The organism is Bacillus sp. SKDU12 (assembly GCF_010093085.1).
In the GTDB taxonomy this organism is placed as follows: domain Bacteria; phylum Bacillota; class Bacilli; order Bacillales; family Bacillaceae; genus Bacillus; species Bacillus mexicanus.
The window spans coordinates 208432-226519 of sequence record NZ_MSRC01000006.1 but is presented as its reverse complement, the minus strand read 5'-3'; the positions used below and the strand labels follow the sequence as shown (position 1 = coordinate 226519).

Below are 18088 nucleotides of genomic sequence, written 5' to 3'. Positions count from 1 at the left end.
CTTTTCTGTTCTTGGCAAATGAATCTATAGAAATGAAGACAAAAATAAGAGATAATATAGGCTGGAAAGGAAGTGACGTTTATTGTCTGAGGAAAAACCAGTCCAATGGGCTTCGAAAATCGGTTTCGTCATGGCAGCCGCCGGCTCGGCTATCGGCTTGGGGGCGATTTGGAAGTTTCCTTATGTAGCGGGGACTAACGGAGGAGGAGCCTTTTTTCTTGTTTTTGTGCTATTTACCATCCTCTTAGGCTATCCGCTTTTAGTGGGGGAATTTATTTTTGGAAGACGGAACCAGACGAACGCCATTGATGCATATAAAAAAGAAGCGCCGCGAACCGCTTGGTTTTTTACAGGTTGGGTTGGCGTAGCAGCATGTTTTTTAGTGCTGTCGTTTTACAGTGTAATCGGAGGATGGATTTTGCTGTACATCGTGAAGACGGCGTCTGGTTCACTGTCCGGGCTTTCTCAAGCACAGTATGGCAGCTTGTTTGCTTCTATTATCCAAAATCCAGTGCAGACGATCGCAGCTCAGTTTATTTTTATGGTGCTGACTGTCTTGGTAGTCGCCAGAGGAGTTCAAAAAGGAATTGAACGGGTCAGCGCGGTGATCATGCCGATATTGTTTATATTGTTTATTCTACTCGTCCTTCGATCTCTTACACTTAATGGTGCGATGGAAGGCGTGACATTTTTGCTTGTGCCTCATTTCGGCGACTTGACATCGGAATCCATATTATTCGCACTGGGACAGGCCTTTTTTACGTTAACACTAGGGGTTTCGGTAATGGTGACCTACAGCTCATACTTGCCGAAAACACAAAATATCCCTCGTTCAGCCGCCTCTATCGTCTTGATGAATATCATTGTGACACTCCTGGCGGGTTTGGCCATTTTTCCAGCGGTTTTCTCATTCGGTTTTCAGCCAAATGAAGGTCCGACACTGTTGTTTACAGTGCTTCCGTCCGTTTTTGAACAGCTTCCGTTCGGCACGCTGTTTTTTATCGGTTTTCTCGTTGCATTTTTATTTGCAGCTTTAACCTCAGCGTTTTCGATGGTTGAAATTATTGTCGCGACGATCGGAAAAGGGGACGAAAAGAAGAGGAAAAAACTGTCTTGGACAAGCGGACTTTTGATTTTCTTGGTGGGAATCCCTTGCTGCTTGTCTTATGGCATGTTGAGCGATGTGCACATCTTTGGTAAAACGTTTTTTGATATTGCCGATTTTACCGTCAGTAATATTTTGATGCCGTTAGGCGCGCTGTTAATTTCTCTTTTTATCCCGCTCAAAATTTCGAAGCGGGAGCTCTGGGCGGAAATGAGGAGCGGATCAAAAGCAAGTAAAGCATTCTTTTACACATGGTTTTATTTGCTTCGTTTTATCGTGCCGTTAGCCATTATTATTGTATTTTTAAATTTAATCGGGATTTTATCATTTTAAAAAACAGGCTCCGGGAATGGAGCCTGTTTTTTATTTAATAAGATGATACGGCGCCCATGCCGTTTTCAATTTTTGGATGCCGAGTCTGATGTCCTCTTCTGACAAACCGCCATAACCGATTAAGACAGAAACAAAAGGCGTTCGTTCTTTATATGAAAAGGAGACGGGATAGATGGTTACACCGTTGTTTGCGGCTGCTTTTATTGCTTCTTCCTCACTTGCTGGAAACAAAAGACGCAGCAGAATGTGAAGCCCCGAGTTTTTACCGAGAACCTCAACGGTGTTTCCTAGTTCAGAGCGGATGGCTTCTAACAGGACAGCGTGTTTTTTTCGGTATAGACCTCTCATTCTATTTATGTGTTTTTGCCACTCTCCGGTTTCGATGAAGTCTGCCAGTGCGAATTGCGAGTGGGCAGAGACGGTTTGCTTCATTAACTCAGCGTTGTTTTTGATCGATTTCATGAGTTCAGGGGGCACAATCATGAAGCTAAGCCGCAAGGAAGGCAGAAGCGACTTTGAAAAAGTACCGAGATATATGACTCTGCCATTCGGATCAAGACCCTGTAAAGACGGAATGGGATGGCCACTGTAACGGAATTCCCCGTCATAATCATCCTCTATAATGAATGAATTTGATCTTGCTGCCCATGCAAGCAGCTCCTGTCTGCGGGTTATTGTCATGATGGTACCAAGCGGAAACTGATGCGAAGGAGTCGTATACATGAAATAAGGATTCCGGCGGTAGAGCTCATCCGGCAGGACGCCTTCTGCATCAGTACAAATCGGAATGACATTCATGCGATTTGCTTCAAACATCCTTCTTGAACGGTGAAAGCTCGGCTCTTCAAAACCGATTTTTGTTCCGGGCTGAAGCGTAAGACAAAGAATTTGCAGAAGCACGGTCGTTCCTGCGCCGATGATGATCTGGCCGGGCTCGCAATTTATTCCCCGAGACAGCCTGACGAATCGGGCAATCGTGTACCTGAGTTCGTATTCTCCTTGAGGATCGCCAGAGGTGTGAAACGAATCGGAATAGCGATCCAGACTTTTTACTATGCTTTTTCTCCATGCGCTAAAGGGAAAGAGGGCCGGATCAACATTGCCTTGATGAAAGTCAATAGCAGGTGCGTTCTTTTTATGTGGGTCAGGCTGTGCAGACTGCTGAAAATGGTCAGGAGCTGACGGAAAGTCTGGCTCTACTTCCGCCGCAAACCAGCCGATTTTCGGCTTGCTTTTGACATAGCCCTCAGCAGTTAATTGCTCGTAAGCTCGTTCTATTGTTGCCGTGCTGACATCGAGCAAGCTGGAGAGCCTGCGTTTTGAAGGAAGTTTTGTTCCCTTTGTAATTCGTGTATGTGAAATCTCTTGTTTGAAAAAGCTATAGAGCTGCTCATACAGCGGTATTTTGCTCTTTTTATCCAGAAACGGCGTGATATCCATCTCGTGTCCCCTTTTTATCTGGCGTGGTCATTTTTTCTGATAGTGGCTATTTGGCAAATGCCATTTATTAGCTATGATCATTGTAACGAAAGGAAAGGGGATTGAGAAGATGATTCATATCAAACAATTAACTACAAAAGAAGAATGGGCTGAGTCGTATCCGGTCATGGGTGAATTGAGAACAGAACTAGATATCGAGACGTATCTACAAAGGCTTGAAGCCTGTGTGCAGAAAGAATCGTATATGCTGTTTGCCTTATATGAAGATACAGAGATCAGAGCGCTGTGCGGCGCTCAGCCGAGGGTTTCCATTCATAAAGGAGAGTACTTGTGGGTTGCGGATCTAGTTACAACGGCACCTAGCCGGTCAAAGGGATACGGCAAAATGCTTTTGGATTATGCCGCAGACTGGGCGAGTAAAGCCGGACTTGGTTTTGTCAGTCTTTCATCTGGCCTTCAGCGTAAAGACGCACATCGATTTTATACAGAAAAAATGGGTTTTGCTATAGAAAGCTATTTGTTCCGAAAACCGGTGTAATGAAAAAAGACGCCTCTTCAGGCGCCTTTTTTAAAAGCCAAACTGTAAATTGGTATCCACTGATACAATGGTATACACACAAATAATCACAAAGAGATTCAGGATGACGCCGAGCAGGCCGGGGCCTGTGCGGCCTCTTTTGATGAAGAGTTCAATAATGCCAAACGGAACGGCAGCCATGGCGAATGGAAGCATTTGATAGGAATAAAATGTAACGTCGCTGATAATCGCCAAATTCAGCAAGAGCAGAGACAGAATCGCCGTTCCGACAGAGATCCACCCAAATACATTGTGTTCTTTAAATATTCTTACCAGTTCCATAATTCCACCTCGCCGACGTTCGCTGATTTTACAGATTTGTTTTTCAGCATGCGCTGGATTTCCTTGGTCGGTCCTGTAACGACCGAACCGTATACATTGACACCGTTTTTCTCTACATAATCCAAGCGGTTGTCCACATGCAGGTCTTTTCGTTTTGAAATGACCTGCGCCCATTTTTCATGCTTGGACATGAAGTGGAGGGCATTGATAAACTGATCGCCATTTGACTTGCCTTTTGTATTAAGGGCAGCCAAAAATTTTGAATCTTTCCCAGGATAGCCAAGAGGTTCTGTGTCTGCTGTTTTATTTGTATTTCTCTCTGTTTCGATTGCATTCCACAGAAAGCTCACATCATAGCCTTTGAATTTGTTATACACGTCTTTTGTCGGGTATGCACGGTCATATGAAAGATAGACCTCTGATACCGTTCCTTCAGGCAATGTCTTTAACGTTTTTTCTGCTTTTGAAGTTGTTTGTTCTGACGTATTTGATGGGTGTGTAAAGTAATGACTTGTATTATTTACTTGTAAGTCATAGTAGTTAACAGCCGGCGTCTTCACTTTATCATAAAACATTTCAACCCGTTCATTCCCTACGGCAGCTGTCTTCGCGCCAATCTGTTTTTGCAGCGGGAATTCCGTATTCATTCCAAACAGCTTCACTTGGCTTTTCAGTCCGGATGTATCGACAAGAACATTCGGCATAGTCAGGGCTACAGTGACTGCGGCGGTTTCCATAAGCTCATTGCCGGTGCTGTGTTTTCCTCCCATTCCGTAATAGAGGTAGCTTCCCAGCGTACAAAACGGCAAAATCATAAGTGTCGAAATGACGGCAAGTACAGAAATTCGCAAATATGACTTGCGTTTGCCGTAGGCTAAAATCGCTTTCTGTTTTTCTGGACTGATGCTGGCATCCAAAGCATTGCCGCCCTCAAGTTCGCTGTCAATCAGTTCCTGATACACTTCTAGCTTCTCAAGTTCTTCCTCAAACGCGGTCATTTCCTGGTCGGTCATTTCCCCATTTTTATATTGGTCAAAACGTTTTTTTAATTCTTCATTCATCATTAACACCTCTATTATAAAGTGCTTTCAGCCGCTGTCTGGCACGAAATAAAACACTTTTAAAATTCGCCTCTGAAATATTCATAATATGGGATGCTTCTTTGTAATTTAACTCTTTTAAATAATATAACGTTAAGGCCTCCCGATAATTATCGGGGAGCTCGGACATATAACCAGTCAGCACTTCCTTTATCTCTACCTGGTGGGCAGGACTCTGAACAGCATTTTGAAAGAGGCTTCCGATTAAGTCATCAGAAATGGTTACTTCTTTCTTATGCTTTCTGACGTAATCAATGAAGGCGTTACGCGCCACTTGAAAAAGCCAGGGCTTTACTTTGCTGTGATCATAGGAGTGAATGTGTATGTATGCCCGCATAAAGGTTTCCTGCAGCAAGTCTTCGGCAAGATGCTTGTCTTTTGTCATGGAGAGCAGGAACCTGTAAACATCATTCATGTACATTTGGTAAATTTCATCGATCGTCACTGCCTTTTCTCCCCTCTATCTTATACACGCATAAGAAAGGTTTAAAGTTGCACATTACGTACAAACGGCTTTTTTACACTTAATCAAACACCATTCCTATATAGTAACCAAAAATGGACTCAAAAGATAGTGCGAAGAAATGTTTAACATTTTTTCCAGCGGGGAAAATATAGTGGAAAAAGTGAAGGAGTGGCACAATGGAATACACCAATATAGCAGACACGGGAATCAAAGCTTCAAGAATCGGTCTCGGCACGTGGGCGATTGGCGGCACCATGTGGGGAGGCACTGACGAAAAAACATCTATCAAAACAATTCACGCCGCTCTAGATCGGGGGATCACACTGATTGACACAGCGCCGGCTTACGGCTTCGGACAATCTGAGGAAATCGTCGGCAGGGCGATCAAGGAGTATGGCAAAAGAGACGAAGTGATTCTCGCCACGAAAACGGCTCTGGATTGGAAGAATAACCAGCTGTTCCGCCATGCGAACAGAGCGCGAATTATAGAGGAAGTCGAGAATTCTTTGAAACGGCTTCAAACGGATTATATTGATCTTTATCAAGTGCATTGGCCTGATCCATTAGTGCCTATTGAAGAGACAGCGGAAGTCATGAAGGAATTATATGATGCCGGGAAAATCCGGGCAATTGGCGTCAGTAATTTTTCAATTGAGCAAATGGATACATTCCGCGCCGCTGCACCGCTTCATACGGTTCAGCCTCCGTATAATCTATTTGAAAGAGAAATTGAAGAGAATGTCCTGCCGTATGCAAAAGACAACCAGATCACAACATTGTTATACGGCAGTTTATGCAGGGGGCTGTTATCAGGCAAGATGACTGAAGGGCATACATTTGAAGGAGACGATCTGCGAAATCACGATCCTAAATTCCAGAAGCCACGCTTTAAAGAATATCTTTCAGCTGTCAAACAATTGGATGAGCTGGCGAAGACACGGTATGGAAAATCAGTCATTCACTTGGCTGTCAGATGGATATTAGATCAGCCGGGAGCCGATATCGCTCTTTGGGGAGCAAGAAAGCCTGAGCAGGTTGAGGCGGTATCTGAGATTACAGGCTGGACACTGAGTGAGGAAGATCAAAAAGACATCAACACTATATTAGAAAATACGATAACAGACCCGGTTGGGCCAGAGTTTATGGCACCGCCGACCAGGGAGGAAATATAACAAAGCTGAGGGCCAACCCTCAGCTTTTTAGCGTCTTTAACGGAGAAATCTTAAAAATTAGTACCAGGTAATAAAAAATATTGTTATAATAAGTACAGAAAGAATCATTGATTATGACAAAGGAAGTGCGATATGTATAAGTTTTGTGCAAATGCTTTAAAAGTTCTTCTTTCTCTTCGCGGAGGAGTGAAGGTGTATAACAAAGAAAACCTTCCGGCCGATTCAGGTTTTGTCATCGCGTGTACACATTCCGGCTGGGTTGATGTGATCACACTCGGAGTCGGGATTCTTCCTTATCAAATACACTACATGGCGAAAAAAGAGCTTTTTCAAAATAAATGGATCGGTTCATTTCTGAAGAAAATTCATGCCTTTCCGGTTGATCGGGAAAATCCCGGGCCAAGCAGTATTAAAACACCGATTAAGCTGCTGAAAGAAGGCGAAATCGTCGGTATCTTCCCAAGCGGAACAAGAACCTCTGAGGACGTGCCTTTGAAAAGGGGTGCGGTGACGATTGCGCAAATGGGGAAAGCGCCGCTCGTTCCCGCTGCATATAAAGGGCCATCAAGAGGAAAAGAATTGTTCAAAAAAGGGAAAATGAAGCTTATTATCGGTGATCCGATTCAGCAGGCTGATTTTGCCCACCTGCCGCCAAAGGAAAGACTTGCAGCTATGACAGAGGTTTTGAATCAGCGAATTAAAGAATTAGAGGATAAACTAGAACAGCTATAAGATGTAGTGGTTTTGAATGTTTTGTTTTCCTCACATTCCATGAAACTGAGAAAAATATATGTAAAAAAAGCACCTTTCACAAGGTGCTTTTTTATTATGCTTCCTGCTGTTCAGCTGTTTCCACAAGTTCTTCTTCTTGAAGCTTTTTCACTTCGATATAAGCGACATGGTGGCCGTCGATTTCGTTAATGATAAATTCGCAGCCTTCTTCAATGATAGAATCATCTTTTTCAACATCATATTTTTGAGTAAGGAACCAGCCGCCAATTGTATCGACTTCTTCGTTCTCTAAATGAATGCCGAGCAGGTCGTTTACTTGATCAATTAACACTTTTCCGTCAAGAATATAATGGCCTTCGCCGATTTTTCGGATCTCGTTAATTTCATCAATATCAAACTCATCACGGATTTCGCCGACGATTTCTTCAATAATATCTTCAACCGTCACGAGCCCGGCAGTCCCGCCGTATTCGTCAGACAGGATGGCGATGTGAACCCTGTCTTTTTGCATTTTGACAAGCAGGTCTTGAATCGGCGCAGATTCAATGACATGAATGATCGGGTTGATAAATTCAGAAATGGTGGAATCTACGGATACCTCACCGCTCATGCAGGCGGTCAGCACTTCTTTAATATTAATAACCCCGATAATGTTATCTTTATCGCCCTCTTCCACAGGGTAGCGGGTATATTTTTCAGTCTGAATGATCTCCATCATTTCAGAAATCTTAATATCATGCGGTAGGCTGACAATTTCAGTCCGCGGAATCATAATTTCTTTCGCGAGCCTGTCATCAAATTCAAAGATTTTATTTACATATTTAAACTCTGACTGGTTAATTTCACCGCTTTTATAGCTTTCAGACAAAATGATTCGCAGCTCTTCTTCAGAGTGAGCCAGTTCATTTTCTGAAACAGTCTCCAAGCCAAATGCTTTAGTCAATAATCGTGCGGAATTGTTCAAAAGCCAAATGAATGGGAACATAATGCGGTAAAACCAAATCAACGGTTTCGCAAACAGCATAGACACTGATTCCGCCTTTTGGATGGCGACTGTCTTAGGGGCAAGTTCCCCGACAACAACGTGCAGGAACGTAATAACCGCATACGCAAAAATAAACGATATCACATGTGAAAGGGAACCCGGAACATTCAGTTTTACGAAAAGCGGGTGAAGCAACCTTTCAATCGTTGATTCACCTAAAACCCCTAATCCGATGGAAGTCAATGTAATTCCGAGCTGACACGCAGACAAATATTCATCAAGATGCGTGGTCACTTTTTTAACACCTATTGCTGCTTTATGTCCTTCCGCGATCAGCTGATCAATCCGTGAGCCTCTGATTCTGATAATGGCAAATTCAGATGCCACGAAAAATGCCGTCAGGGCGATTAAAACAGCAACTAAAATCAAATTCACTATGTCCAATTAGAACCTTCATTCTAGCAATGAGAATGAAGGTAACACCTCCTGTTAGATAAAATGGTTTTAACTTAACAGCAGCATAAATGATTGGAACACGGCGAGCTTTTCGGGCGGGAGCTTGCTTTTCAGCTTGTCACGCTCCTCGGGCTTCAGCCGTTCAAACCGATTCAAGATTCCGGAGATGTTTTGATTCATATGATCAATTTCTAATGCCAGATTTCCAATTTCATCATCACGTTTAGCTGAAGAGGGAAACTGGTTCTCCAGTCGATCTTTAATATCGGACAGGGCCAATCGCTGCTTCTTGCAATCTACAATAAATATAAGCCGATTAAGTGCATTTTTATCATAGTAACGATAATTTGAACAGGATCTGGCCGGCGTAAGCAGGCCGATATTCGTATAATAATCAACTGTTCGTTTCGTTACTCCGGCAAGTGCCGCTAGTTCACTGATGCGATAAGTCTCAGCCCCATCTATATCCCTCCCAACCATCACGTTATAGTTATGAGAATAGTTTAATATATGAACGGCATCTTGCACAAGTTTATTGTTTTTTTAACGGGAACTGGAAGTGGTGGAATTCATCATCAAATTGAAGTAACATAGGAAGATAGAATTTTCTCACTTTTATATGCGGAAGGGACAGATGAATTTGGCTGGGGTATCCCGGGAAATTGAAGCAAACTTACATAAAGGATCATGGATTCGGAAGCTGTTTGATGAAGGCGCAAGGCTGAAAAAAGAGTTCGGAGATGACCAGGTGTTTGATTTTTCATTAGGCAACCCGATTGTTGAACCGCCTGAAGCTTTTAAGAGAGCGTTAATAGAGGAAGCTGAAAAAGGCAATCACGGATACATACAAAACCAAGGACTGCCGGCAGCGAGAGAAAAAGTCGCGCAATTTCTGGCCTCCCGTTTTGAAGCGGAGTTCTCGGCGGAACGCGTCGTCATGACGGTGGGCGCGGGCGGCGCTTTGAATGTCGCGTTAAAAAGTATCGTAAACACGGGAGAAGAGGTGATTATTCTCGCACCTTATTTTGCCGAGTATAAATTGTATATTGAGAACTATGGGGGAAAGGCTGTGAGCTGTCCGTTGACGTCTAAGTTCGAGATCGATATTGAAGCGGTAAGGCAATCGATCACTTCAAAGACGAAAGGGCTGATTCTTAATACACCTCATAACCCGACAGGCACTGTTCTCAGCCAGAAAAATATAGATGAGTTAGGCGATTTATTAAAAGAAATAGAAGAGAAGAGCGGCCAGGCGATTTATGTGCTGTTTGATGAGCCGTACAGTCAATTAATCTATGATGAGGAATTGGCAAATCCGTTTCAATCGTATCATCGTGTGATTTTGGCGAGTTCATTCAGTAAAGATCTCGGTATAGCCGGGGAGCGGCTCGGATATATCGGTTTGGACAGCCGGGTTCCGGATGCTGAACTTTTGATCAACGCTTTTGTGTATTGTAATCGAACGCTTGGATTTGTGAATGCGCCTGTCATGATGCAGCGGGCTGTGGCAAGGATGGATGATGTAAGAATAGATGCAAGCGCGTATAAAGAGCGCAGGGATATCATGGTCGGCATTTTAAACGAAGCCGGTTTTGAATTTGAAATGCCGAAGGGCGGTTTCTTCGTTTTTCCGAAATCACCGATAGAAGATGAAGTCGCTTTTTGCGTGCATGCCGCCCAAAAATATAAACTGTTAATCGTGCCAAGCAGCGGTTTTGGAGTGAAAGGACATTTCCGGTTATCCTTCAGTGTGCCGATCGAGCAGATTAAAAACTCACGGGATATTTTTGTATCTTTATATAAAGATTTTGTGTAGGAAAGCAAAGAAAACGGCTTTGAACGCCGTTTTCTTTTTTTTGAAATTCTTCTCTTCCAAACAACAAAATTGACAGGCTGTGCGCCTGTAAGCAAAAGCTGCCTCTTCATTAAAGTCTAAAAATTAAGAATCATTTTTGGAATGAGTTGTGTTACAATAAAATATACAATTTATAATCAAACTTTGACTTGGAGGTGGTATGATGGGGCCCTCTGCTTATTAGGCAACAATACACCGCGTACCTCAATGTTAAGGAAAAATGATTATATCAGGAGGTGACTCCTTATCCTTCGATGAGGGGATAAGGTTAAATGGACGATATTGACAGTCTGATTTTAATTGGCGTGCTCATTGCTTTAACCGCGTTTTTCGTTGCAAGTGAGTTTGCAATTGTTAGAGTAAGGAGATCCAGAATTGATCAGCTTATAACAGAAGGAAACAAACGGGCGATACTCGCAAAGCGTGTCATTACAGATTTGGATGAATATTTATCCGCATCCCAGCTAGGCATCACATTGACATCGATCGGACTCGGTGTGCTGGGAGAGCCGGCATTTGAACGGATGCTGCATCCATTGCTTGAACCGCTCGATCTGCCGGAATCAGTTTCTCATGGAGTCTCTTTTGCAGTGGCGTACGCCATGATCACGTTCCTGCACGTTGTTGTGGGGGAGCTGGCCCCGAAAACGGTCGCGATTCAAAAGGCAGAGCAGCTGACCTTGCTGATAGCGGGTCCATTACGTTTATTCTATTTGCTCCTGTTTCCGTTTATTTGGATCCTCAATGGATCGGCGCGGCTTTTATGCGGCATGTTTGGGTTAAAGCCAGCGTCAGAACATGACGGTTCCCATTCTGAGGAAGAACTTAGAATGCTGTTGTCTGAGAGTTTAAAAAACGGAGAGATTAATCCGTCTGAATATAAATATGTGAATAAGATTTTTGAATTTGATAATCGGATCGCCAAAGAAATTATGATCCCGCGCAAGGAAATGGCAGCTGTGTCAACAGAGATGACGATAGCAGAGATGCTTGAAGTCATGTTGAAGGAGAAATACACGCGCTGGCCTGTCACAGACGGGGACAAAGACAGTGTCATCGGATTGGTGAATACGAAGCATTTGTTTTCTGATTTGCTGTTTATGACAGAAGAGGAACGCATGAAGATGACAATACACCCGTACGTGAGGCCTGTCATCGAAGTGATTGAAACCATCCCGGTTCATGATTTGCTAATCAAAATGCAGCGTGAACGCATTCATATGGCCATATTGTCTGATGAATACGGAGGAACCTCAGGGCTTGTGACGACAGAGGATATTCTTGAGGAAATTGTCGGCGAGATCAGAGATGAATTTGATGAAGACGAACAGCCGCTGATCCAAAAGCTGGGCGACCGTCATTATGTGATGGATGGAAAGGTGCGTATCGATCAGGTGAACAGTCTTCTGGGAGCATCGATCCAAGAGGACGTCGATACGATCGGCGGACTGATATTGAAAGAAAACATCGATATTGAGGCTGGGGCGTCCATCCGCATTGGTTCGTATACGATAAAGGTGCTAAAAATGGACGGCCGATTAATCAAGCAAATCGATATAAAAGAAGTAGCCGGCAGCACAACCGGGATTACGGCACACCGCGCGCTGCCGATGCCCGAACCTGTGATGCTGAACAGTGCAACCTTGAGCGAAAAATAAGCTCAAGGTTTTTTATGTTGCGATTATCCAGCCGCACCAAAACGCCAAAAGTGACCCGCAAAGCGTCAGGGCGATGTACAGGATGCTTTCCATTACGCGTTTGGCCAGCAGGAGCTGAACACTTTCAACGCTGAAGGTGGAAAAGGTCGTAAAGGCGCCGAAAAATCCCGTGCCGATGATGAGGGAGGCCGAAGCATTTGTAATGTGCAGCCCAGTAAATATCCCAAGTCCGAGCGCTCCGATAATATTGACTAATACAATGCCGATGGGCAGGCTGGGACCTTTAATTTTGGCGGTTATGAGATTGCCGAGCCAGAAGCGCAGCATCGCACCAAGTCCGCCTGCTATGAAGATACCTGCTAGTGTCATCGTTCTTGAAGCCCCTTTCTTTGTTTGCTGCCTGCTATACGCCGTCCAGCCAATACACCGCTCAGCGCAAGGACGATTCCTGATAACAATGAAACTGCCATATACAAAACAGCCAGTGAGGGTTGCGCTTGCAAAAGCATCACTGTTTCTTTAGAAAATGTGGACATTGTTGTAAAGCCGCCGCAAAACCCTGTGCCTAAACAAGCCGACAGCAGAGGCCGTTTTGCCCTAATCATAAAAAAACCGGTCAGACTTCCTAATAAAAGGCTGCCAGTTGCGTTTTCCAGCCAAGTTGCTGCTGGAAATTGTCCGGAGTGTATCCATATGTTGAATGCATATCGGAGGCAGGCGCCAAGCGCACCTCCGACAAAAACAGCGCTATATATTTTCATGTTTGCCATCCTTTTTGATGAAATCCGGGTAATCTGTTACAATGCCGTCCACGCCCATAGCTTGTAATTTTGCTGCTGTCTTTTGGTTCTTGACAGTCCATGCAAACACTTTTAGGTTGTTTTTATGGGCGGAAGCGATCATCAGCCGGTTGAGACGTGTGTATTTGATATTGACATAGTTTGCAATAGATTGGCAGGCCTTCAGCTGATTTCTGGACAGCATGCCAAAGTTAGGCCTTGTAATGACAGCTGTCGGAATCGATGGATAAAGCTCGCGGAACCTTTGGACGGTACGGAATTGAAAGGATTGGACAATATTGTGGATAGAAAAAGAAAATTGCCCTAACAGCTGTCCTACTTCTTCTTCAATTCCGACTTGAGATGGATGTCCTTTTAATTCAATTAAAAGACCAATTTTTTTGTGATAGCGTTTGAGCACCGCTTTTAAGGTTGGTATACGCTCTCCCTGAAAAGCAGGGCCGTACCAGCTGCCTGCATCGAACTTCTGCAATTCCTCCAATGTAAAATCCTTAACAAAACCCGATCCATTTGTTGTTCGGTCTACCCTGTCATCGTGTATCACGACAATCTGTCTGTCTTTTGTAAGCTGGACATCCAGTTCGATCATATCGGCATTCATTTCTGCCGCAAGATCAAATGCGGCGATCGTATTTTCCGGAGCATAACCTGAAGCTCCGCGATGGGCAATGGTGTACAAGCTAAGTCAGCTCCTCGTATGGGCATTTCTGTTATTGTATCAAATCCATAAATGCGCGGCGATACAAACGGGTGAATTTTTTGCTTCATATCGGAATGGTCCGGGCTAAAGGAGGGCGTATAACGAAAAAAAAGACATTCAGAGCAGCCAAACATATTTCTCCGCAAATTTAGTTCTTTCGACACATCAACGAAACATCCTGATCATTTATAATGGCAAAAAAGGAGGCGAGATCATGGGAAAAGGGAGAATCAGAGTGGAGGAAAGAATTAAAGCCGAAACGGATACTGAAATGCAAAACGCAACTCTCCTTGATCAGACACAAACGAAAAAAAGTAAGTGACTGTCCCTATTGAATCTGGCTGAATAGTTGACTTGAAAAGTGACCTCGGCGTTCCGCCGGGGTTTTGTGCTGTAAAAAGACATTTAGAAGAGCATCTTTACGAATCTTTTAGTATAATAAACATTTGATTTAAGAAGGGAGATCATCATGCCGGATTATTTGCAGCAATATTTTACGCTTGATAAGATCATACAAATCGGCATCAGCCTGGCAATTTTGCTGGTGTTTCTTATACTCAGAAAGCTATTCACAAGATATTTTTTTCGGTTGCTATTTAATATAACGAATCGGCGGAAAACAGAAATTTTCAAACAGGTGGTTCTTGCATTTGAAAAGCCGGCCAGATGGTTTTTTGTTGCTTTAGGGCTGTTTTTAGCGATTCAGTATTCCCCGTTTTTAAACGATCAAATGCCGGTCATCAGCAAAATATACCGCTCACTGATCGTTGCGCTCATATGCTGGGGGCTTTGTAATTTGACTGCAGCGTCGTCATTTATCTTCCATAAGGTGAATCAGCGCTTCGAGTTGGACATGGATGACATCCTGGCCCCGTTTTTATCCAAATTGCTTCGTTTTATTATCATTGCGCTCAGTGTCAGTGTGATTGCTCAGGAATTCAATTATGATGTCAACGGATTTGTGGCAGGCCTAGGTCTTGGGGGCCTTGCTTTTGCGCTTGCTGCAAAGGATACCATCAGCAACTTCTTCGGCGGCATTGTTATTATTACTGAAAAGCCGTTTACCATCGGTGATTGGGTGGAGACGTCAGCTGTAACCGGATCAGTAGAAGATATTACCTTCAGGAGCACGAGATTCAGAACAGCTCAGGGAGCGCTTGTAACGGTGCCAAACTCTACGCTGTCGATGGCAGCGATCACAAACTGGACGAGAATGACTAAACGCCAGATTACGTTTTCCATCCATGTATCCTACGCTACACCGGTTGAGAATCTGGAACGTTCCATTCGTTCTCTTAGAACCATGCTTTTGGAGCATGAGGGTGTTGATAATGATCTCATTATGGTTAACTTCGATGCGTTTGCCGATAGCTACTACAATTTATTTTTCAACTTTTATACAAAAACAACGGTATGGGCTGAAAACCTTGTTGTGAGAGAGGATATCAACTATAAAATTATTGAAATTCTCGCCTCTGAAGGTGTGGAATTTGCATACCCCGGCCAAATGGTTGTTGTAAAGAAAAAGCATGAAAACGATCCGTTCCAGGTTAATCTAAATAAAGAGGAAAAGGAACGGGCTTAAAAGGGAAAGACTTCGTCTGGCAGAGGCGGAGTCTTTTTCGTGGTAAAATAAGAGAAAAAAGGAGGTGTTAACTTGAAAGCAATCAAAACTATTTTAAATGATGCACAGCGAATTGTCGTGCTGACCGGAGCGGGGATGAGCACAGAGTCAGGGATCCCCGACTTTCGTTCAGATGAGGGCATTTGGACGGAGGATGCTTCAAGAATGGAAGCGATGAGCCTGGATTACTTTTTAAGTCACCCGCGTCTGTTTTGGCCTAAATTCAAACAATTGTTTCAGATGAAAATGAGCGGGAGCTTTGAGCCGAATGAAGGGCACCTGCTTTTAACTGAGCTGGAGAAGCAAGGGAAGCAGGTCGACATTTTTACGCAAAACATTGACGGTCTTCATAAAAAAGCCGGGAGCCGACATGTGTACGAACTGCATGGCTCTATCCAGACCGCGGCTTGTCCTGTATGCGGCGCCCGCTATGAGCTCCCTCATCTGCTGGAACAGGAGGTGCCGGAGTGCACGGCGGCCGGACAAGCTGGTGCCATTTGCGGAGCGGTATTAAAAACCGATGTCGTTCTCTTTGGCGATGCCGTCCTGCACTTTGACACTCTTTATGAAAAGCTTGAACAAGCAGATCTATTATTGGTCATCGGCACATCTCTCGAAGTTGCCCCGGCACGATTTGTGCCTGAGGACGCAAGCCGGATTCCCGGCATGAAGAAAGTCATCATTAACCTTGAACCGACATATTGTGACAGCTTGTTTGACATGGTCATCCATCAAAAAATTGGAGAGTTTGCCCGACGTTTAGGCATAAAAAAATGAGGCGCTCACATAGTGGCGGCCTCATTTTTTATTCATGAACAGGAACCATGGTGTCCTCTAATTCTCCGAAGGAATAGCCTTTTTCTTTTAGTTTATTGATTAATACCGGTAGTGCGTTTACAGTAGCGGGAAGATCATGCATGAGAATGACATAAGGTCTGCTTGAATGACTGTTTTCCATATTCTCAAGCTGTTGTAAAACTTCCGTCACATATTTTGAATTCCGGTATTTCCAGTCCATGCTGTCAATCGTCCAATCCCAGTACATAAAACCGTCATTTTCAAGATTGTGAATTTGTGAGGCGGTCAGTGACGGCTTGCTTCCGTATGGCGTTCTGACAAGATCGGTTTTATATCCCGTGATGTCTTGCAGTGTGTCACGCGCCTCCCGCATTTCTTTTAACGGAGATGTCGGTGTTTGATAGAACAATTTGTTATTGTGGCTGACGCCGTGTAAACCGAGTGCGTGGCCTTCTTTTTCTGCCCTTTTCACCGCTTGTTTATATTCGTTCATCCGAGGTGACAGCATAAAAAATGTCGCTTTTACATTAGCGCTTTTCAGCGTGTCGAGCAAGCGGTTTGTATAGGCTGACGGGCCGTCATCGAAGGTTAAGTAAACCGTCTTATTCCCCATCTTCTGCTTTGTCTGGAAATGTTTAATCAAAAGTTCAGGGGAGTCGTTTTTCAGTTCAAGGCTTTCCTTCTCGTCACGAAGCTGGCCGTTTGTAGTGACAGTGACTTCCTTTGCTTTCGATGAGCTGTTGGAATAACCCAATATCACCATAAGCAAAAGCAGCACACATAAAGCTGCTAAACTTGCAAATTTAAAAGCAAGCGAAACTGCAGAAGGAGAAGCGTCTCCTCTCGTTTGTCGCATAACAATCTCTCCATTGGCATAAAATCTCTACATACCGCTGTACAGCAGGCAGCTTATCAAGATGCCATATGTTTACAACCTATGTATTACCAGTCAAGTATACAGGAATAAAACTGGAAAGAACATAGAAAATTGTCGAAATATCAGATTTTAAGGAAAAAATAATCTCCTTAGCTATAGAACTCTTGATCTTTCTGTTTTTCAATTGGTCCAATATGGTAGAATAAATGACAATGACAGCCAGAAAAACATCTGGGAATCTCGAAAAGGGAGGGCTATTATGAAGGTTTTAGTCAATGGCCGGCTGATTGAACGCAGCGAAGCTTCGATCGATTTGGAAGATCGCGGTTATCAGTTTGGTGACGGTATCTATGAGGTTATCAGAGTGTACAAAGGGGTATTGTTCGGCTTGCGAGAGCATGCGGAGCGTTTTTTCAGAAGTGCGGCTGAAATTGGAATAGCACTGCCATTCAGTGCGGAAGATTTGGAGTGTGACCTGCAAAAGCTTGTACAGGAGAATGCGGTCAATGAAGGAGCGGTATACATTCAGACAACAAGAGGTGCAGCGCCGCGAAAACACCAGTATGAAAGCGGACTTAAGCCGCAGACTACTGCTTACACATTTACTGTGAAAAAACCGGAGCAAGAGCAGGCGTATGGAGTGGCAGCGATTACAGATGAGGATCTCCGCTGGCTGAGGTGCGACATTAAAAGTCTGAATTTACTGTATAATGTGATGGCCAAGCAAAAAGCGTATGAAGCAGGAGCATTTGAAACGATTTTACTAAGAGACGGTACTGTTACAGAAGGTACATCCTCTAACGTTTATGCCGTTATCAATGGAATGGTGCGAACGCATCCGGCTAATCGTCTCATTCTCAATGGGATAACACGGATGAATATTTTAGGACTGATGAAAAAGAACGGGATTGAGCTCGTAGAAAAGCCTGTCAGTGAGGAAGAACTGAGACAGGCGGAAGAGATCTTTATTTCGTCAACAACGGCAGAAATTATTCCGGTCGTGACGCTCGATGGGGAATCAGTAGGAAGCGGCGAGCCCGGACCGGTGACCAAACAGCTTCAGTCTGCTTTTCAAGAAAGCATTCAGCAGGCAGAAAGCATTTCAAAATAAAGTATAAAAAAGAGTCC

Annotated in this window: 20 protein-coding genes; 10 read left to right on the top strand and 10 right to left on the bottom strand. The window is 43.9% G+C overall.

Annotated elements, in window-relative coordinates; genetic code table 11:
• The first annotated feature begins 82 nt into the window (after positions 1-82).
• Positions 83-1438, top strand: a complete 1356-nt coding sequence (locus BTW01_RS06010; RefSeq protein WP_162102115.1) for a sodium-dependent transporter — start codon at positions 83-85, stop codon at positions 1436-1438.
• A gap of 30 nt (positions 1439-1468) precedes the next feature.
• Here BTW01_RS06010 and BTW01_RS06005 read toward each other — a convergent pair whose 3' ends face one another.
• Positions 1469-2878 carry a PLP-dependent aminotransferase family protein gene (locus tag BTW01_RS06005; RefSeq protein ID WP_162102114.1) on the bottom strand — a complete coding sequence of 470 codons (1410 nt, stop codon included), beginning with the start codon at positions 2876-2878 and terminating at the stop codon, positions 1469-1471.
• Between the two features lie 109 nt (positions 2879-2987).
• Here BTW01_RS06005 and BTW01_RS06000 point away from each other — a divergent pair, with 109 nt between their 5' ends.
• A complete protein-coding gene (locus BTW01_RS06000) occupies positions 2988-3416 on the top strand; it encodes a GNAT family N-acetyltransferase (RefSeq protein WP_162102113.1) in 429 nt (142 codons plus the stop codon).
• Between the two features lie 30 nt (positions 3417-3446).
• On the opposite strand, the gene BTW01_RS05995 is transcribed toward BTW01_RS06000, so the two are convergent.
• The 3 genes from BTW01_RS05995 to sigM are packed head-to-tail and all read right to left on the bottom strand — an operon-like array spanning position 3447 to position 5282.
• Positions 3447-3737: an anti-sigma factor gene (locus BTW01_RS05995; protein WP_162102112.1), complete on the bottom strand. Its 291-nt coding sequence runs from the start codon at positions 3735-3737 to the stop codon at positions 3447-3449.
• Positions 3725-4801 (bottom strand): anti-sigma factor, encoded by a 1077-nt coding sequence (locus BTW01_RS05990; RefSeq protein WP_162102111.1) that lies wholly within the window; start codon positions 4799-4801, stop codon positions 3725-3727. The genes BTW01_RS05995 and BTW01_RS05990 overlap by 13 nt, the downstream gene beginning before the upstream one ends.
• Positions 4791-5282 carry an RNA polymerase sigma factor SigM gene (gene sigM / locus BTW01_RS05985; RefSeq protein WP_003224177.1) on the bottom strand — a complete coding sequence of 164 codons (492 nt, stop codon included), beginning with the start codon at positions 5280-5282 and terminating at the stop codon, positions 4791-4793. The genes BTW01_RS05990 and sigM overlap by 11 nt, the downstream gene beginning before the upstream one ends.
• A gap of 197 nt (positions 5283-5479) precedes the next feature.
• On the opposite strand from sigM, the gene BTW01_RS05980 reads away from it, so the two are divergent.
• Both BTW01_RS05980 and BTW01_RS05975 read left to right on the top strand, forming a co-directional pair.
• Positions 5480-6475, top strand: coding sequence for an aldo/keto reductase (locus BTW01_RS05980; RefSeq protein WP_162102110.1), 996 nt, complete (start codon positions 5480-5482; stop codon positions 6473-6475).
• A 132-nt stretch (positions 6476-6607) separates the two neighbouring features.
• Positions 6608-7207 (top strand): 1-acylglycerol-3-phosphate O-acyltransferase, encoded by a 600-nt coding sequence (locus BTW01_RS05975; protein ID WP_162102109.1) that lies wholly within the window; start codon positions 6608-6610, stop codon positions 7205-7207.
• Positions 7208-7301: 94 nt separating this feature from the next.
• On the opposite strand, the gene BTW01_RS05970 is transcribed toward BTW01_RS05975, so the two are convergent.
• Positions 7302-8636 carry a hemolysin family protein gene (locus BTW01_RS05970; protein ID WP_162102108.1) on the bottom strand — a complete coding sequence of 445 codons (1335 nt, stop codon included), beginning with the start codon at positions 8634-8636 and terminating at the stop codon, positions 7302-7304.
• Between the two features lie 60 nt (positions 8637-8696).
• Positions 8697-9128: a Cu(I)-responsive transcriptional regulator gene (gene cueR / locus BTW01_RS05965; protein ID WP_162102185.1), complete on the bottom strand. Its 432-nt coding sequence runs from the start codon at positions 9126-9128 to the stop codon at positions 8697-8699.
• Between the two features lie 154 nt (positions 9129-9282).
• Here cueR and BTW01_RS05960 point away from each other — a divergent pair, with 154 nt between their 5' ends.
• A complete protein-coding gene (locus BTW01_RS05960; protein WP_162102107.1) occupies positions 9283-10464 on the top strand; it encodes a pyridoxal phosphate-dependent aminotransferase in 1182 nt (393 codons plus the stop codon).
• Between the two features lie 311 nt (positions 10465-10775).
• Positions 10776-12161 carry a hemolysin family protein gene (locus tag BTW01_RS05955; RefSeq protein ID WP_162102106.1) on the top strand — a complete coding sequence of 462 codons (1386 nt, stop codon included), beginning with the start codon at positions 10776-10778 and terminating at the stop codon, positions 12159-12161.
• Between the two features lie 12 nt (positions 12162-12173).
• On the opposite strand, the gene crcB is transcribed toward BTW01_RS05955, so the two are convergent.
• From crcB to BTW01_RS05940, 3 genes are read right to left on the bottom strand one after another with little or no spacing between them, the layout of a single operon-like run.
• Complete coding sequence (gene crcB, locus BTW01_RS05950) at positions 12174-12530, bottom strand: fluoride efflux transporter CrcB (protein ID WP_162102105.1); 357 nt, start codon at positions 12528-12530, stop codon at positions 12174-12176.
• The gene (locus tag BTW01_RS05945; protein WP_162102104.1) at positions 12527-12922 is read right to left on the bottom strand and encodes a fluoride efflux transporter FluC; all 396 of its coding nucleotides are present in this window, start codon (positions 12920-12922) and stop codon (positions 12527-12529) included. Before BTW01_RS05945 ends, crcB begins: the two co-directional genes overlap by 4 nt.
• Positions 12909-13640, bottom strand: coding sequence for a glycerophosphodiester phosphodiesterase (locus BTW01_RS05940; protein WP_162102103.1), 732 nt, complete (start codon positions 13638-13640; stop codon positions 12909-12911). Before BTW01_RS05940 ends, BTW01_RS05945 begins: the two co-directional genes overlap by 14 nt.
• Before the next feature lie 235 nt (positions 13641-13875).
• On the opposite strand from BTW01_RS05940, the gene BTW01_RS05935 reads away from it, so the two are divergent.
• From BTW01_RS05935 to BTW01_RS05925, 3 genes are all read left to right on the top strand, one after another.
• Positions 13876-13983 carry a YhdX family protein gene (locus tag BTW01_RS05935; RefSeq protein ID WP_162102102.1) on the top strand — a complete coding sequence of 36 codons (108 nt, stop codon included), beginning with the start codon at positions 13876-13878 and terminating at the stop codon, positions 13981-13983.
• 147 nt (positions 13984-14130) lie between these two features.
• Positions 14131-15246 (top strand): mechanosensitive ion channel family protein, encoded by a 1116-nt coding sequence (locus BTW01_RS05930; protein WP_162102101.1) that lies wholly within the window; start codon positions 14131-14133, stop codon positions 15244-15246.
• A 72-nt stretch (positions 15247-15318) separates the two neighbouring features.
• On the top strand, positions 15319-16062 hold the full coding sequence (locus BTW01_RS05925) for an NAD-dependent protein deacylase (protein WP_162102100.1): 744 nt from the start codon (positions 15319-15321) through the stop codon (positions 16060-16062).
• A gap of 28 nt (positions 16063-16090) precedes the next feature.
• Here the strand turns inward: BTW01_RS05925 and BTW01_RS05920 are convergent, their stop codons facing one another.
• Positions 16091-16939: a polysaccharide deacetylase family protein gene (locus BTW01_RS05920; protein WP_162102099.1), complete on the bottom strand. Its 849-nt coding sequence runs from the start codon at positions 16937-16939 to the stop codon at positions 16091-16093.
• Between the two features lie 280 nt (positions 16940-17219).
• On the opposite strand from BTW01_RS05920, the gene dat reads away from it, so the two are divergent.
• Complete coding sequence (gene dat / locus BTW01_RS05915; RefSeq protein ID WP_162102098.1) at positions 17220-18071, top strand: D-amino-acid transaminase; 852 nt, start codon at positions 17220-17222, stop codon at positions 18069-18071.
• The last annotated feature ends 17 nt before the right edge of the window (positions 18072-18088 follow it).

Bases quoted from the DNA above. Each gene is read 5' to 3' on its own strand.
- BTW01_RS05990 (WP_162102111.1), bottom strand. From the start codon at position 4,801: ATGATGAATGAAGAATTAAAAAAACGTTTTGACCAATATAAAAATGGG.
- BTW01_RS05960 (WP_162102107.1), top strand. From the start codon at position 9,283: ATGAATTTGGCTGGGGTATCCCGGGAAATTGAAGCAAACTTACATAAA.
- BTW01_RS05930 (WP_162102101.1), top strand. From the start codon at position 14,131: ATGCCGGATTATTTGCAGCAATATTTTACGCTTGATAAGATCATACAA.
- cueR (WP_162102185.1), bottom strand. From the start codon at position 9,128: ATGGTTGGGAGGGATATAGATGGGGCTGAGACTTATCGCATCAGTGAA.
- crcB (WP_162102105.1), bottom strand. From the start codon at position 12,530: ATGACACTAGCAGGTATCTTCATAGCAGGCGGACTTGGTGCGATGCTG.
- BTW01_RS05995 (WP_162102112.1), bottom strand. From the start codon at position 3,737: ATGGAACTGGTAAGAATATTTAAAGAACACAATGTATTTGGGTGGATC.
- BTW01_RS05975 (WP_162102109.1), top strand. From the start codon at position 6,608: ATGTATAAGTTTTGTGCAAATGCTTTAAAAGTTCTTCTTTCTCTTCGC.
- BTW01_RS05935 (WP_162102102.1), top strand. From the start codon at position 13,876: ATGGGAAAAGGGAGAATCAGAGTGGAGGAAAGAATTAAAGCCGAAACG.
- BTW01_RS05955 (WP_162102106.1), top strand. From the start codon at position 10,776: ATGGACGATATTGACAGTCTGATTTTAATTGGCGTGCTCATTGCTTTA.
- BTW01_RS05920 (WP_162102099.1), bottom strand. From the start codon at position 16,939: ATGCGACAAACGAGAGGAGACGCTTCTCCTTCTGCAGTTTCGCTTGCT.
- BTW01_RS06000 (WP_162102113.1), top strand. From the start codon at position 2,988: ATGATTCATATCAAACAATTAACTACAAAAGAAGAATGGGCTGAGTCG.
- BTW01_RS05980 (WP_162102110.1), top strand. From the start codon at position 5,480: ATGGAATACACCAATATAGCAGACACGGGAATCAAAGCTTCAAGAATC.
- BTW01_RS05945 (WP_162102104.1), bottom strand. From the start codon at position 12,922: ATGAAAATATATAGCGCTGTTTTTGTCGGAGGTGCGCTTGGCGCCTGC.
- dat (WP_162102098.1), top strand. From the start codon at position 17,220: ATGAAGGTTTTAGTCAATGGCCGGCTGATTGAACGCAGCGAAGCTTCG.
- BTW01_RS06005 (WP_162102114.1), bottom strand. From the start codon at position 2,878: ATGGATATCACGCCGTTTCTGGATAAAAAGAGCAAAATACCGCTGTAT.